The organism is Ureibacillus sp. FSL K6-0165 (assembly GCF_038004285.1).
Taxonomy (GTDB): domain Bacteria; phylum Bacillota; class Bacilli; order Bacillales_A; family Planococcaceae; genus Ureibacillus; species Ureibacillus thermosphaericus.
Genome location: NZ_JBBOQS010000001.1, coordinates 562,516 through 577,732, shown reverse-complemented (window position 1 = coordinate 577,732; position 15,217 = coordinate 562,516). Strand labels below are relative to the sequence as shown.

Genomic DNA, 15,217 nt, shown 5'->3' with positions numbered 1-15,217 from the left:
ATCCGTTGCATCATCATGCGCCCATAGCTCTCTTTACTTCATACTACTTTTAATTTATATTGAACATAAGAAAGGAGTTGCCGTCGATGACATTTAGTGAACGATTAAAAAATGAAAGGGAAAAACGAGGTTGGACACAAGCAGATCTTGCAGATAAACTTCATGTCAGTCGTCAATCAGTATCAAAATGGGAAACTGGAAAGAACTATCCAAGTATTGAAGTAATTATTGCACTAAGCGATTTATTTGGTATTACAATAGATGAAATGTTAAGGAGTGACAATGATTTGAAGGAAAAAGTAATTCAAGATAGTAAAAAATTAGCTCACCCCAAATTAAAATCGTTTTTTGACAGTTTATTTTTACTAGGGGTATTATTAATACTCATTAAAATCATCATTCTAGGTTCCAATTTATTTTTTTATACGAATATAACAATTCCCGATGGTTTACCTAAAGTAATTTCAAATTTCTTACCATTAGTATTAATGATTATTGGTGGAACTGGTTCAGAACAATTAAAAAAGAAATATGCAGATTAAAGAAAAAATATTGCTTGGGAAATATTTATGGGAAATATATGTATAATATACTAATATAAAAAACTCGCTAAGACATCTATAGTTTAGCGAGTTTTTTATTTTTTTGTACGTTCCAACATTCCATCAATTGGTGGATACTTTCCTCTATTTGATTTAAAGGAATACCTCCGAATCCAAGCAAGAAGGTAGGATGTTTATATTCAATGGGCTTTAACAAATAATTGGTTACAGGAGTAATGTTGATGCCATGATGATTTGCAATTTGCTTCAGTTGGTCAACATTTTTGCCGCTAGGAATCGAGATTAGCACATGCATTCCAGCTTGGTCTCCTGTTATTTTTATATCAGGATAAAAAGTAGTTAGCGTATGTTTTAATTTATCATGTTTTTTTCGATAAATTTTCCTCATGCGATTTAAATGTTTAGAGAAATGACCATCTTTCATAAAATTGGCTAATATGTGTTGAACGAAACGTGGGACCGTTGCTGAGTAATAACTAAATATTTCTTTATATTTCATTAATAAATGATGAGGCAATACCATATAAGCAACCCTAAGTGATGGCATCAATGATTTTGTAAATGTGCTCATATAAATCACTTTATCATTTTGATCTAAACCATGTAGGGCTGGAATGGGTTTGCCAATGTAGCGAAACTCACTATCATAATCATCTTCAATAATATATCGATTAGGTGCTTTGCTTGCCCATTTCAGCAGTTGAGTTCTTCTTGTAGCTGACAGCACTGCCCCTGTCGGGAATTGATGTGATGGAGTAATATAGACGATATTAGCATTTGTTTGTTCAAGTTCATCAACTACTAAACCTTCCTCATCCACAGAAATAGGAATGGCATTATTATTTAAATGAATTCTCGGTATTGCTGAGTAACCAGGGTTTTCAAGGGCTAATATGAAATCATCTTCAAATAAGCGCAAAATCATCGGTAATAAAAGCTCAGTTCCAGAGCTAATAACGATTTGCTCAGGTTTGCAATGGATACCTCTCGATTGAAATAAATAATTGGCAATTTCCTTTCGTAACTCTACTTCTCCTTGGGGTTCACCCATTTGTAACAACTCTTTTGAAGTAATATCAAATATATCTTTTACATACTTTCTCCATACAACAAAAGGGAAGGATTCTTCATCAACTTTACCAGGATGAAAATCATATCGATATTGTTTTTGTTCTTTTTGGGGAATTTCGATTGTCGTTTGTTTTTTTTCTACGTAAGGCAGTTCATCAATTTCTTCAACAAAATAACCTACACGGGGAATAGATGTAATATATCCTTCCGCTAATAATTGAGAATATGCAATTTCAATGGTAGTTTGACTAATATTTAAAAACTCCGCTAATTTTCGCTTAGATGGCAATTTCGTTCCTACTTCAATTTGTTTTTGAATAATTGCATTTTTTATGCCGCTGTAGAGTTGTTCATACAAAGGTTTAGCATTTTCTTTTTCCAATTGGAAGATCAGCATGTCCATCGTATATACCTCCAACTGACCATATAACTTTTTATAATTTTGGAACTTTTTATATTGTCAAAAATCATTATACTAAAAATCAACAAATAATAGGAGGTAATAATATGGAAAATTTTAAAGAAATTAACATCCCCAGAGGCGGCGTAATCATGGATGTTGTGAATGCTGAGCAAGCAAAAATTGCAGAAGCGGCAGGTGCTGTTGCGGTAATGGCATTAGAAAAAGTTCCATCAGATATACGAAAAGAAGGCGGAGTAGCTAGGATGGCTGATCTTCGCATTATTGAGGAAGTAAAGAATGCCATATCCATTCCGGTGATGGCAAAAGTAAGAATTGGCCATATTGTGGAGGCACGTATTTTAGAATCAATAGGTGTAGATATGATTGATGAAAGTGAAGTATTAACACCAGCGGATGATGAATTCCATTTGTTAAAAAAGGAGTTTAACGTACCTTTTGTTTGTGGGTGTCGCGATTTAGGAGAAGCAGCGCGGAGAATTGGAGAAGGGGCAGTCATGTTGCGTACGAAAGGTGAAGCAGGTACAGGAAACATTGTAGAAGCTGTACGTCATATTCGAAAAGTAAATGCCCAAGTACGTCAAATTGTTAACATGAGTCAAGATGAATTAATGGTGGAAGCAAAAAAATTAGGTGCGCCTTATGAGTTGTTGCTACAAATTAAAGAACGAGGACGGTTGCCTGTATTAAATTATGCAGCAGGAGGGGTTGCCACACCAGCCGATGCCGCATTAATGATGGAATTAGGAGCAGATGGAGTGTTTGTTGGTTCCGGTATATTTAAATCGGAAAATCCAGAAAAGTTTGCAAGAGCTATTGTTGAAGCGACAAAAAATTATAATGATTACCCACTTATAGCTGAACTTTCAAAGGATTTAGGTAATCCTATGAAAGGAATTGATATTGCTACTCTTTCCAAAGAAGAACTTTTGCAAGTTAGATGAGATTTGTCAAAATAAAGTTAATAAAGTCTTTTCTTGCAAAATTTAACGGGATATAGTACGCTATGGTTAAAATCGATTAAGCGATAATGCGATGATTGGAAGTAGTAACAAGTCAGTTTTTTTTAGAGAGTCAGCGGTTGGTGGAAGCTGATAAAAACCCTTGTGAATCCGTCCATGAGTTGCCCAGCTGAAATGTTTAGTAGGATTGGGTCGGTTGAAAAGCCGTTATGAAATAAGAGGATTAAACATTTTGTTTAATCAACTAGGGTGGCAACGCGGGTAGCTCTCGTCCCTTTTGGGATTGAGAGCTTTTTATATGGAAAATTTCATAATAAGTTTGGAGGAATAAACATGCTAGATATTAAACGTGTCCGTGACAACTTTGAAGAAGTAAAAAAAATCCTGTTAACACGCAACGAAGATTTAGGAAATATTGATGAATTTGAAACTCTTGATTCAAAACGCCGTGAATTAATTGCAAAAGCGGAAGAATTAAAAGCAGAGCGCAATAAAGTATCAGAGCAGATTGCTGTGATGAAACGCAATAAAGAAAATGCTGATGAATTGATCGTTCGCATGCGTCAAGTGGGAGAAGAAATTAAACAGTTGGATGCAGAGCTTCAGGAAATTGAGGAAAAGTTCAAAGATATGATGATGCGTTTGCCAAATATTCCTCATGAATCTGTTCCAATTGGTGAGAGCGAAGATGATAATGTTGTGGAATATACTTGGGGAGAAGTGCCGGAGTTCCAGTTTGAAGTTAAACCACACTGGGATTTAGCTACAGATTTAGGCATCATCGATTTTGAAAGAGCTGCAAAAGTAACGGGAAGCCGTTTTGTATTTTACCGCGGCTTAGGTGCAAGACTTGAGCGAGCACTGATGAATTTTATGATGGATTTGCATGTGGAAGAGCATGGGTATGAGGAAATGCTCCCTCCAGTCATTGTCAATCGAGACAGTTTATTAGGAACTGGACAATTACCAAAATTTGAAGAGGATGTATTTAAACTTGTCGACACTGACTATTTCATGATTCCAACTGCTGAAGTGCCAGTAACGAATTTCTATCGGGATGAAATATTAAGCGTTGATATGTTGCCTAAAGCGTTTGCTGCCTATAGTGCATGTTTCCGTTCAGAAGCAGGATCTGCGGGTCGAGATACACGCGGATTAATCCGCCAACATCAATTCAATAAAGTAGAGCTTGTCCGCTTTGTTAAACCGGAAGAATCTTATGAACAATTAGAGTTATTAACAAGCCATGCAGAAAAAGTACTTCAATTATTAAACTTGCCTTATCAACGTGTGAAAATGTGTACTGCTGATTTAGGCTTCACTGCTGCTAAAAAATACGATTTAGAAGTATGGATGCCATCACAAAATAAATATCGTGAAATTTCATCTTGCTCAAACTTTGAAGATTTCCAAGCGAGACGTGCAAATATCCGCTTCCGTCGTGAACAAGGAGCAAAACCAGAATACGTTCACACATTAAATGGTTCAGGACTTGCTATTGGTCGTACAGTTGCTGCCATTTTAGAAAATTATCAAAAAGAAGATGGAAGTGTCATTATTCCTGAAGTATTAAGACCATATATGGGTGGAAAAGAAATGATGACACCACCTAAAAAATAAAAGTAATAAAAAGAAGCATACCGAGTAAAAGGTATGCTTTTTTCTTTTTGCTAGAATGCATTTCCGTTTTCTTAATATTCCTAATAATTTAATTAAATGGAAAATTTATATTGAATAAACGAATTCGGAATAATATAATTTTTTAAACAAGTATAAATATTGATAAAAATCAATATTTATTTTTTACTATTTTGTTATTTTAAATATTGGGAGGAGGAAATACCTATATAAAAATTATTAAACTGACATCTTTTTGAAACTTTTTTATCAGGGGGTATGTTTGTTTTGTTTAAGAAATTGACAATTAAACGAAAGTTGTTGATTATTTCTACTGCTTTGTTGCTCATTCCTTTAGTTGTAGTAAGCTTCATAAATTTCATGCAAACTGAAGAAAGTTTGAATGATTTAGGGAAAACCAATTTGAGCAACAGTGTTGAAATGACGTTAGAAATGATTAATAGTTTATCGAAATATGTTGATAGAGGGGAAATTTCATTAGAGGATGCACAGGAAAAAGTAAAAGAAGCAATTTTAGGAAGCAAGAATGAGGAAGGATTACGACCAATCAATAAAAATATCGATATAGGAGAACATGGTTACTTATTTATCGTCGATGAAAAGGGAACTATGCTTGCGCACCCGACAATTGAAGGCCAAAATATGTGGAACGATGAAGATACAAAAGGATTAAAATTCATACAAGAAATTATCAAAGTGGGACAATCAGGTGGAGGATTTGTTTATTATGATTATCCATTAATCGGAAATGAAAATCAGATTGAAGAAAAAGTAGCTTATTCAAAAGTGGATTCAAACTGGGGATGGATAATTGGTGCAAGTACATACATGATGGATTTTAATAAGCCTGCAAATAATATTTTAAAAGTGAATTTGTTTACGTTGTTGATAGCAGTAATCATAGGTTTAATTGTTATATGGGTATTTACAAATAGCATATCAAAGCCTATTCAAATGGTTATGGAAAGAATGAATTTACTTTCTCGAGCAGATTTAAGCCCTGAGCCGTTAAGGATTAAATCGAAGGATGAAACTGGCCAATTAGCTTTGGCAATGAATGATATGCAAGATAAGTTGAAGAATATTCTGCAAGAAATTGCGAAAAACTCGGAAATTGTCTCAAGTAGTAGCGAAGAATTAACGCAGGCTGCAAATGAGGTAAAACTGGGTGCAAATCAAATTGTCGTGACAATGGAGGAACTTGCTCAAGGTTCCGAAAAACAAGCAGATAATGCAAGCAACTTATCTTCCATAGCAACGAACTTTGTAGCGACTTCTCAAGAGGCAAACGAGCACGGAGAACGTGTTCAGCAAAGAGCAAAAGAAATATTGGCATTAACAAATGACGGAAGCCGTTTGATGGAATCTTCCGCTAAACAAATGCAAACAATCGATCATATTGTACGTGATTCAGTCGGTAAAGTGAATGAACTTCATACCCAAGTACAAGAAATCTCTCAATTGGTTATAGTTATTAAAGAGATTGCTGAACAGACAAATCTTTTATCTTTAAATGCTGCAATTGAAGCGGCAAGAGCAGGAGAACATGGAAAAGGATTTGCTGTTGTTGCAGAAGAAGTTCGAAAACTGGCTGAACAAGTAGCATATTCTGTAACGGATATAACAAAGATTGTAAATAATATTCAGGAAGAATTTAGTGTTGTGACAGAAGCGTTAACAAATGGTTATAAAGAAGTTGAGCAGGGTTCTACTCAAATAAAAACAACACACGAAACATTTACTACGATTCAAAATTCTTTGCAAGAAATGGTCGATAGTATCACGGTTGTAGCTGAAAATTTATCAACCATCGCAACAAACAGTAGTGAGATGAACAGTTCCATTCAAGAAATTGCTGCAATCTCTGAAGAGGCTGCTGCCGGTATTGAAGAAACAACGGCTGCATCAGAACAGACAAATAGTGCAATGGAAGAGATTTCTGCGAGTTCTGAACAACTGGCAGTCCTTGCTGAGGAATTAAATCGACTAGTTCGACAATTTAAATTGAGATAAACAAGGGGACGAGGGTTCCTAAAAAGTTATTTAAATGCTTCCTTTGCGTCTGTCGTTCTCGCTTTCGTCACAGAAAATGCAACGAGGAGGCGCGTTTGATGTAACCACCGTAGAGAAAGAGTTAAAAAATATTTATTGTAAGATTTGAGCCTGATCAAAAGTTCAAAACTTTTATGATTAGGCTCTTTTATTTTTAGAAGAATAAAAATCCAATACTGATAATAATTCCTGTAAAAATGAGAACGAATACACAGAATCCCATAATATCTTTTGCTTTTAAGCCCGCAATGGCAAGTGCAGGTAGAGCCCAGAAAGGTTGAATCATGTTCGTCCAAGCATCACCCCAAGCAATAGCCATAGCCGTTTTCGCATAATCAGCCCCCATCACTTGAGCTGCTTCTAACATGATTGGTGCTTGCACCGCCCATTGACCTCCACCAGAAGGAATAAAGAAATTGACTAAACCAGCAGAATAAAATGTAAATAAATAGAAAGTTGTATCGTTCGAAATAGCAATAAACCACTCAGAGAAGACAGCAGCTAAACCTGAATTTGTCATCATCCCCATAATCCCTGCATAGAAAGGGAACTGAAATACAATGCCGCTTGCTGTTTTAATGGCATTTTGAGTAGCGGCTAAGAAGCGTTGAGGTGTTCCGTGTAAAATAATTCCGAGAATCACAAAGATTGTGTTCACAATATTTAAATCAAGAGCAAAACCTTTCGTTGTAAAATGATAAATAAGATACGTTACTCCAATTATCCCAATTAAAATAGTTAAAATATAGCTTCTTTCTGAACGAGAAGCAAAAGTATTTACAGGCGGTGGGAATTTCTTCTCTTCTTCTACCAATAAAGCTGGATCCACTTCTACTACATCATCATCTTTTGGCATCATCCAGCGGTTAAAGAATGGAAGAGTGAAAAGGATAACCAGTACAATAAATAAATTATAAGAAGTAAAAATTGTTCCCGAAGTAGGAACTACGCCCATTATCCCTTCAAAAGGATGCCCTTCAGTTGCTACTGATAGAGGAATGGATCCTGCCAACCCACCGTGCCAAATAATAAAACCAGAATAAGCACTAGCAATTAATAAGCGATAGTCCACTTTTTTTACATGACGAGCGATTTCTTTAGCAAAAATAGCTCCGATTACTAAACCGAATCCCCAATTAATCCAGCAAGCAATTAAAGAAACAAATGTAACAATAATAATGGCCATACCAGGGGATTTGATGCTGCTTGCAATAGCAGTTAGAAATTTTTTAAATAAAGGGCTATTTGCTAGTACGTGTCCAGCAGTTAGTACAATGACCATTTGCATCGTAAATGCTAGTAATCCCCAGAATCCATCTCCCCAATAAATAACCATATCAAGTGGTGAGGAGGGGGTTAATACAACACCAAGAATTACAACGAGTACTGATAATATTGCAACAAAAATATATGGATCAGGTAAATACTTTTCCATAATAGCATTTGATATTCTCGTTAAAAACTTCATATTTTCATGTTCCTCCTGATTCTAAAAAAAGTTAGATATTTTATAGATACGAAAAATCAGGAGAAAATATGATATATATTTTAAAAAATAACATAATATGATAGGTGGATAGTTTTAAAAATATAATTGTGACTGATTTCTCAATCACAATTTTCCTTCTCATTCAATTTCATTTTTCGTTTTTCTTCTTTTTTTCTTTCTCGAATCGCTTTAAAAAAATTTGTTAATAGAGAGCCGCACTCATCAGCTAAAACACCTTCTGTCACATCACATTCGTGGTTTAATCGAGAATCGTTTAATAGACGATATAATGAATCGACACTACCAGCCTTAGGGTCCCGTGCACCATATACGACCCGAGGGATTCTTGATTGTAGAATTGCTCCAGCACACATTGGACATGGTTCAAGGGTCACGTATAATGTCGTTTCTTCTAACCGCCAGCTCCCAATTGCTTTGCAAGCTTCTTGAATTGCCATTAGTTCCGCATGCGTAATAGCGTTCTGAGTTGTTTCCCGCAAGTTGTGGGAACGAGCAATGATTTGATCTTGATAGACAATAACAGCACCGATGGGAACTTCACCAAGAGTTTCCGCTTTTTTTGCTTCTTTAATTGCTTCACTCATAAAATATTCATCTTTATCATATAATTCCACATTCCTCTCTCCTTCGGTGTAAGTGTATCATGATTTCATGATTGAATCATCTTCATGCTTGCCGTAACAAAATGCAAGAAAAAATAAAATAGAATTTTGAACCTTTTACATTGAGTTAATAATTTTTCGATATAATGGAAGTAAAAGAGAAGGTGACTTGATTGCGTATAGCGGTTTATTGTGGTTCATCATCAGGAAAATCGTCGGTTTATGTAGAAAAAGCAATTGAATTAGGGAAAATGATTGCACGTAGCGGATACGGGCTTGTTTATGGAGGGTCAACTCAAGGTTTAATGGGGAAAGTAGCGGATGCAGCTCTTGCAGAAGGCGGAGAAGTAATCGGAGTCATGCCGGAACATTTAGTGAATAAAGAAAAATTGCATAAAGGATTAACTGAATTATATATCGTTGAGTCAATGCATGCTCGAAAAAAGAAAATGTCGGATCTTTCCGATGCTTTTGTGGCGATACCGGGTGGTTGCGGAACACTTGATGAGTATTTTGAAGCTTTTACTTGGGCGCAAATAGGATTACATGCAAAACCTGTTATTTTATATAATGTAAATGGCTTTTATGATGGTCTAGTGCAACATTTTGAAAAAATGATGGAAGAAGGATTTTTACGAGCATCACAACATGAATTGTTTTTAGTAGCAACTTCATTAGAAGAGCTATTTGAAATGTTGGAAATGAGCAATGGAAATCTTGTGAATAAAGATGTTTAACAATATTCGAATCCTGGGATAGTGTAAATACACTAATCAAGGATTCTTTTATTTTTTATCATAAAAAAAGGGAGAATATTTTCTCCCTTTAATGGAAGATGAGCATTGCTACGAGTAGAGGTATGGACATTAAGACTAATACCCCGATACTCCACAAAGTTTGTTCAGTAGTAGTCATGTTCTTCGGTCTTAAGCTAATGGAATCATATAAATCATTAATGGCTTTTTGTTCTTTATTATAAAGCATTGTTTGAAACTCATCGTAATCTTCAATATATGAATAGGGTGAACGTGCGCCAAAGCGAATGTCACGTATGTCATCTGTAACATCTTGATTATTATGAAGATAGATAATAGTTGGTGAGAGACCACCATTTGACTTTGCAATGACTTCGATATCATACGTTGCCATTCGGTAGACTTTTTTCCCTTGTTCATTGATGCATTCTTTTACTAAGCGGTTCATTATCATTGCCGTGTCACTCCTTGTAGAATTATGTAATTTTTATACAGTGTAACCATCTTATAAATTTTTACGCATAATACGTGATCACAGAGCAATGATGGTTATTCATAGTATATGTATTTGTAGGAATGCTAACTTCTTAACTTTATTAAAATTTAGTGAAATTAGTTGCAAATTATATAGAAAAAGGAAAGTTTATCCTATAATATAGAATTATTAAAATATTATGTAAATTCAAAGGGGTTATGTCGACATGTCCAATTTAATTGAAAAATATTTAGCGATACCAACTACTGCAATATCTGATGCTACAGGGGGACATACAAATTTAGATGCAAAAATCAAACCGTTGAGCGATCATTTTAAAATTGCTGGACGAGCTGTAACGGTTAGATTGCCAGATGGGGAAAATAAAGCTGTATTAGAAGCAATTAATATCGCACAAAAAGGGGATATTCTTGTTATTGATGCAAAAGGGAATACAAACCGAGCAGTAGCAGGGGATTTTGTAGCTTCTCTTGCGAAAGGATTGGGGATTCAAGGGTTTGTTGTCAATGGTGTAATACGTGATATTGCAGCAATTCGAGAATTAGATTTTCCGGTGTTTGCCCTAGGAACAACCGTTGCTAGTGGAAATAAACATGGTGGTGGTCGAGTAAATGTTCCGATTGCCATTGGTGGTGTGAGCGTCCAACCAGGAGATTTCATTATTGGAGATGTAGACGGTGTTGTTGTTGTTCCACAAGGAGAAGAAGAAGAAATTTTGAAAAAAGCCGAAGAAAAACTAGCAAAAGATGAAGCGAGAGAAAAGGAAGCATTAGCAAACGGGGAAGAATCAATACGCCAATATATTGAAAAAGCTTTATCAAAATAAAAATTTATTATTTTCTATTCATAAAAAAATTTTCTGAAAAATATTAAAAGGGGCATTTTTGCCCCTTTTTTTGTGCGCCCGGCATGTACATGAACTATAGGGTGTAAGTCCCGAACCCCGAAGACAGAAGTAGAGGTTAGCTCAACGCAAGGGTGTCCGTGGTGACGCGGAATCTGAAGGAAGCTGGAGGCAAAACACCGGTCCGAGGAACACGAACCTCATATAAGGCTAGGTATGATTGAGTGAATTTGCACAACAAAACAAAGCTCTTTCTGTCGAAGGTCATATCGAGTAAATGAGGCGGATAGATGGTGTGAAAGTGCATGTACTTACCCGGGGAGGTCTGGCGGATATGTGAAGTACTCTTCATAACCTACTTAGTGATAAGTAGCTGAACCGTCAGAAGTCAGCAGAGGTCATAGTATTAGTTGGTTTAGAACTACTAAGAAGGACCGAACAATTAAGAGAGAATAGCCCTTGGCATTCAGTGAGTCATGATGAACACAGAAAACGTAGTACCTCACTTGAGGAAGGAAGCGGTGAATCCCGTGTTGTTCAGTAAATTTACGATAAAACCCATAATTCTTAATCCTACACTTATGAGTGGATTATACAAAGTTATGAATAAAAAGGAAGAAATTCCTTTTTTTATACTACAATGTTTGTAATCATCGAAAAAGAAAAGAGAGAAAATGGAGGTGAAAAATATCGAGTAAAAACTATGTATCTCACAAATCATCAGATTATTTAGAACATTTTTTATTGTGATTGTAGTAAATAGGAGATATTAGTATGAAAAAGTATTTTTATTCTTTATTTCTTTTATTTACATTCTTACTTGTATTTGTAAATGTACCAGCAGCAAATGCACAAGTTGAGGATAACAAAGAAATCATTTATCAAGCTCAAGAAATTACAGATATAGATGAATTGCTTGAAAGGGCTTTAAATGGAGTTCATGAAGTTGAATTGAATAATATTGAATTACCTAAATATCAATACAAAATAAAATCGTCTACATTAACAAATAGTGAATTAAGCGAAGATTTTAACGTTACGAATGTTTCTACATCTCAATTGTTAAAAGTAGAAAAAATTGGAGATGTTGAAATTGAAGAATTCGCCATTACTACTTTTGGATTAGTAGAAGAAACGGACAATATTAATGGTTTCAATATAGCATCCGCAGAATCCGGAAATAAAAGCGAAGAAAAATGGGATTCTTCTTATAGTGTAAAGGCTTACTCAACTATTTATTATTCAAGAAAGAAAGAAAATAATATCGAATACGCAAAGATTACAAAAGCTACTGGAGGATGGAAAATTAGTGATTCAACGGTTTCTATTACGAGCAGAAAAGTATCCGTTGGTACTAGTGGATTCCCAAGTCTAACTCAGGCTAAGGATTATTCACCAACTTCAAATGAATGGTCTTATTCTTCTGATTTTAAAGACTGGAAATATGTAAGTCTGCAATATACTCATTATGTGGGAGCGACTTCTACTGCTACTTTAAAAAGTAGAGGTGGTTCTGTATGGACTCTACAATTACAAAATAATATCTAAACTCCATAAGTGTATTTAATTATTTTTTTAGAAAGGATATATAATGAGCGTTAAAAATATGTCAAAATCGATTTTCAGCATTCTTTTCGTTGTATTACTCTTAGCCGGTTGTTCTAATAATCCTTCTGTAGAAATAATTAGTGCGACAGTTGAGATAGAAAAGAATAATTTAGTAGAAGATAGTGATGAATTAGAATTTGTTAACTTGCATTATAATTTCGTTTTAAAAAATGTTGGAAGAAAGGATCTTGGAGGAGATAAGCGTTTAAATGACGCAACATACGATTATGATGACGGTATAAAAATTTATATTGAACCCAGTGAAAAACTGAAAGCCATTTCGGAAGAACTAATTGGGATAAATATCTATGATAAGAAAAAAAATTATGGTACGGGGCATACAGGTTTACCAGTTCTTAAACCTAATCAAGAAGGCGAATTCTCGCTTGATTTTGTATTAGGTGCCTTAAAGGACAATGAACAATTAAAAGCTGCACCATCTTCCGAACAGTTAGAGAAGTTAAAAGAAAATGCAATGGATGCCACTTTAATGGTTATGGTCGAGGATGAAACAATCGCACAGTTTGACCTTAATAATTTAGAATAATTGAACTTTTGCTAAAAAGCACTTTCGATATATTCATAATGACCCCATATAAAAGGGATTCATTATGAATATCGGAAGTGTTTTTTTGTGGAATTTGCAAGGTGTAACGAGAATAGGAAGTAAAGCGGTATCTGTATTCAATTTTTCCACATTCCGTAAAGTTTATTCTTTAACTTTTTCCAAAAAACATAAATATTTCCAAATAAAAAGGTCTTAACACAAAATTTCCGTTGACGGTAATTTTGTTTTTCGATGTGCGCCCGGCATGTACATGAACTATAGGGTGTAAGTCCCGAACCCCGAAGACAGAAGTAGAGGTTAGCCAAGAGCAAGGGTGTCCGTGGTGACGCGGAATCTGAAGGAAGCTGGAGGCAAAACACCGGTCCGAGGAACACGAACCTCATATAAGGCTAGGTATGATTGAGTGAATTTGCACAACAAAACAAAGCTCTTTCTGTCGAAGGTCATATCGAGTAAATGAGGCGGATAGATGGTGTGAAAGTGCATGTACTTACCCGGGGAGGTCTGGCGGATATGTGAAGTACTCTTCATAACCTACTTAGTGATAAGTAGCTGAACCGTCAGAAGTCAGCAGAGGTCATAGTATTAGTTGGTTTAGAACTACTAAGAAGGACCGAACAATTAAGAGAGAATAGCCCTTGGCATTCAGTGAGTCATGATGAACACAGAAAACGTAGTACCTCACTTGAGGAAGGAAGCGGTGAATCCCGTGGGGGACCTCTTGGAGGGTGGAGTGACCACTGGCATAAAGAGAACAGCTATTCACGGAAGGAGAATAACGATGCTTTTGAATCAAATCCTGTCACGGGAGAACATGCTTCAAGCACTAAAACGTGTAGAACAGAATAAAGGAAGCCACGGAGTAGATATGATGCCCGTACAAAACCTACGACAGCACATAGTCGAAAACTGGCTATCTATTAAGGAGGCAATTCTCAAGGGAACTTATGAACCAATGCCAGTCCGCAGAGTCGAAATCCCGAAACCTGACGGCGGTGTTCGTTTACTAGGAATCCCTACCGTAACAGACCGTTTGATTCAACAAGCAATCGCCCAAGTACTTTCAAAAGTGTATGACCCTACATTCTCTGAAAACAGCTACGGATTTAGACCAAACCGAAGTGCCCATGATGCGGTGAGGAAAGCGAAAGAATATATAAGAGATGGACATCGATGGGTTGTAGATATGGACTTGGAGAAATTCTTTGATAAGGTCAACCATGACAGATTAATGGGTACACTCGCGAAGAGAATCCAAGATAAACCATTACTGAAATTGATTCGTAAGTATTTACAATCGGGAGTCATGATTAATGGTGTGGTGTCAAGCACATTAGAAGGAACTCCACAAGGAGGACCATTAAGTCCGCTACTATCTAACATTGTACTAGATGAACTAGATAAAGAATTGGAAAGAAGAGGACACAAATTCGTTCGATATGCGGATGACTGTAACATTTACGTGAAAAGTAAACGAGCAGGACTTCGCACAATGGCAAGCATTCAACGATTCATTGAAGGAAAACTACGACTGAAAGTAAATGAAAAGAAATCAGCGGTCGACCGTCCATGGAAACGTAAGTTTCTAGGATTTAGCTATACCTATCATAAAGAGCCAAAGGTTCGTATCGCAAAAGAAAGCCTTAAACGAATGAAGAATAAAGTTCGTGAAATCACATCACGCAAGATGCCCTACCCGATGGAATACCGCATTCAGAAACTGAATCAATATCTAATGGGATGGTGTGGATATTTTGCGTTAGCAGACACCAAATCTATATTCCTTGAATTAGATAAATGGATTCGTAGAAGACTTCGAATGTGTCTATGGAAGAACTGGAAGAAACCGAAAACAAAGATACGCAACCTTATTCAACTTGGCGTACCACAATGGCAAGCGTATGAATGGGGAAATACTCGGAAGAGTTATTGGCGTATTTCAAATAGTCCAATATTACACAGAACCCTTGGTAACTCCTATTGGAGAAACCAAGGGCTGAAAAGTCTTGAAGCTCGTTATGAAAACTTGCGTCAATTATCTTAATTGAACCGCCGTATACGGAACCGTACGTACGGTGGTGTGAGAGGACGGGAGTTAATCGCTCCCTCCTACTCGATTAATCAAAT

At 35.9% G+C, this 15,217-nt stretch carries 13 protein-coding genes and 1 other annotated feature; of the genes, 9 read left to right on the top strand and 4 right to left on the bottom strand.

The genetic code is table 11. From position 1 onward, the window contains the following. Positions 1-86: 86 nt before the first annotated feature. The gene (locus tag NST00_RS02845) at positions 87-542 is read left to right on the top strand and encodes a helix-turn-helix domain-containing protein (RefSeq protein ID WP_340709624.1); all 456 of its coding nucleotides are present in this window, start codon (positions 87-89) and stop codon (positions 540-542) included. A gap of 76 nt (positions 543-618) precedes the next feature. Here the strand turns inward: NST00_RS02845 and pdxR are convergent, their stop codons facing one another. Then, on the bottom strand, positions 619-2,037 hold the full coding sequence (pdxR, locus tag NST00_RS02840; protein ID WP_340709623.1) for a MocR-like pyridoxine biosynthesis transcription factor PdxR: 1,419 nt from the start codon (positions 2,035-2,037) through the stop codon (positions 619-621). Between the two features lie 104 nt (positions 2,038-2,141). On the opposite strand from pdxR, the gene pdxS reads away from it, so the two are divergent. The 3 genes from pdxS (at position 2,142) to NST00_RS02825 (ending at position 6,668) form a co-directional block, all read left to right on the top strand. Beyond that, entirely contained in the window at positions 2,142-2,999 is an 858-nt protein-coding gene (gene pdxS / locus NST00_RS02835; protein ID WP_168412816.1) for a pyridoxal 5'-phosphate synthase lyase subunit PdxS, read from the top strand. An 82-nt stretch (positions 3,000-3,081) separates the two neighbouring features. Then, positions 3,082-3,296: a binding site (T-box leader), on the top strand. A gap of 54 nt (positions 3,297-3,350) precedes the next feature. After that, complete coding sequence (serS, locus tag NST00_RS02830) at positions 3,351-4,637, top strand: serine--tRNA ligase (protein ID WP_096549956.1); 1,287 nt, start codon at positions 3,351-3,353, stop codon at positions 4,635-4,637. A 276-nt stretch (positions 4,638-4,913) separates the two neighbouring features. Further along, entirely contained in the window at positions 4,914-6,668 is a 1,755-nt protein-coding gene (locus NST00_RS02825) for a methyl-accepting chemotaxis protein (RefSeq protein ID WP_340709622.1), read from the top strand. Between the two features lie 193 nt (positions 6,669-6,861). Here the strand turns inward: NST00_RS02825 and NST00_RS02820 are convergent, their stop codons facing one another. After that, positions 6,862-8,175, bottom strand: coding sequence for a short-chain fatty acid transporter (locus NST00_RS02820; protein WP_168412818.1), 1,314 nt, complete (start codon positions 8,173-8,175; stop codon positions 6,862-6,864). 140 nt (positions 8,176-8,315) lie between these two features. Next, positions 8,316-8,831 (bottom strand): tRNA adenosine(34) deaminase TadA, encoded by a 516-nt coding sequence (tadA, locus tag NST00_RS02815; protein ID WP_172597814.1) that lies wholly within the window; start codon positions 8,829-8,831, stop codon positions 8,316-8,318. Between the two features lie 161 nt (positions 8,832-8,992). On the opposite strand from tadA, the gene NST00_RS02810 reads away from it, so the two are divergent. Next, positions 8,993-9,556, top strand: coding sequence for an LOG family protein (locus NST00_RS02810; RefSeq protein WP_016839535.1), 564 nt, complete (start codon positions 8,993-8,995; stop codon positions 9,554-9,556). 88 nt (positions 9,557-9,644) lie between these two features. Here the strand turns inward: NST00_RS02810 and NST00_RS02805 are convergent, their stop codons facing one another. Further along, positions 9,645-10,028: a hypothetical protein gene (locus NST00_RS02805; protein ID WP_016839534.1), complete on the bottom strand. Its 384-nt coding sequence runs from the start codon at positions 10,026-10,028 to the stop codon at positions 9,645-9,647. A 247-nt stretch (positions 10,029-10,275) separates the two neighbouring features. Between NST00_RS02805 and NST00_RS02800 the strand changes: the two genes are divergently transcribed. The 4 genes from NST00_RS02800 (at position 10,276) to ltrA (ending at position 15,134) form a co-directional block, all read left to right on the top strand. After that, positions 10,276-10,896: an RraA family protein gene (locus tag NST00_RS02800; RefSeq protein WP_016839533.1), complete on the top strand. Its 621-nt coding sequence runs from the start codon at positions 10,276-10,278 to the stop codon at positions 10,894-10,896. A 792-nt stretch (positions 10,897-11,688) separates the two neighbouring features. Then, positions 11,689-12,462: a hypothetical protein gene (locus NST00_RS02795; RefSeq protein WP_340709621.1), complete on the top strand. Its 774-nt coding sequence runs from the start codon at positions 11,689-11,691 to the stop codon at positions 12,460-12,462. Between the two features lie 43 nt (positions 12,463-12,505). Then, positions 12,506-13,069, top strand: a complete 564-nt coding sequence (locus NST00_RS02790; protein WP_016839529.1) for a hypothetical protein — start codon at positions 12,506-12,508, stop codon at positions 13,067-13,069. An 802-nt stretch (positions 13,070-13,871) separates the two neighbouring features. Beyond that, a complete protein-coding gene (gene ltrA, locus NST00_RS02785; RefSeq protein WP_339289584.1) occupies positions 13,872-15,134 on the top strand; it encodes a group II intron reverse transcriptase/maturase in 1,263 nt (420 codons plus the stop codon). The last annotated feature ends 83 nt before the right edge of the window (positions 15,135-15,217 follow it).

Excerpts from the sequence above, each read along its gene's own strand:
- NST00_RS02825 (WP_340709622.1), top strand. The coding sequence starts at position 4,914 with ATGTTTGTTTTGTTTAAGAAATTGACAATTAAACGAAAGTTGTTGATT.
- ltrA (WP_339289584.1), top strand. The coding sequence starts at position 13,872 with ATGCTTTTGAATCAAATCCTGTCACGGGAGAACATGCTTCAAGCACTA.
- NST00_RS02790 (WP_016839529.1), top strand. The coding sequence starts at position 12,506 with ATGAGCGTTAAAAATATGTCAAAATCGATTTTCAGCATTCTTTTCGTT.
- NST00_RS02845 (WP_340709624.1), top strand. The coding sequence starts at position 87 with ATGACATTTAGTGAACGATTAAAAAATGAAAGGGAAAAACGAGGTTGG.
- serS (WP_096549956.1), top strand. The coding sequence starts at position 3,351 with ATGCTAGATATTAAACGTGTCCGTGACAACTTTGAAGAAGTAAAAAAA.
- pdxS (WP_168412816.1), top strand. The coding sequence starts at position 2,142 with ATGGAAAATTTTAAAGAAATTAACATCCCCAGAGGCGGCGTAATCATG.
- NST00_RS02795 (WP_340709621.1), top strand. The coding sequence starts at position 11,689 with ATGAAAAAGTATTTTTATTCTTTATTTCTTTTATTTACATTCTTACTT.
- pdxR (WP_340709623.1), bottom strand. The coding sequence starts at position 2,037 with ATGGACATGCTGATCTTCCAATTGGAAAAAGAAAATGCTAAACCTTTG.
- NST00_RS02800 (WP_016839533.1), top strand. The coding sequence starts at position 10,276 with ATGTCCAATTTAATTGAAAAATATTTAGCGATACCAACTACTGCAATA.
- NST00_RS02820 (WP_168412818.1), bottom strand. The coding sequence starts at position 8,175 with ATGAAGTTTTTAACGAGAATATCAAATGCTATTATGGAAAAGTATTTA.
- NST00_RS02805 (WP_016839534.1), bottom strand. The coding sequence starts at position 10,028 with ATGATAATGAACCGCTTAGTAAAAGAATGCATCAATGAACAAGGGAAA.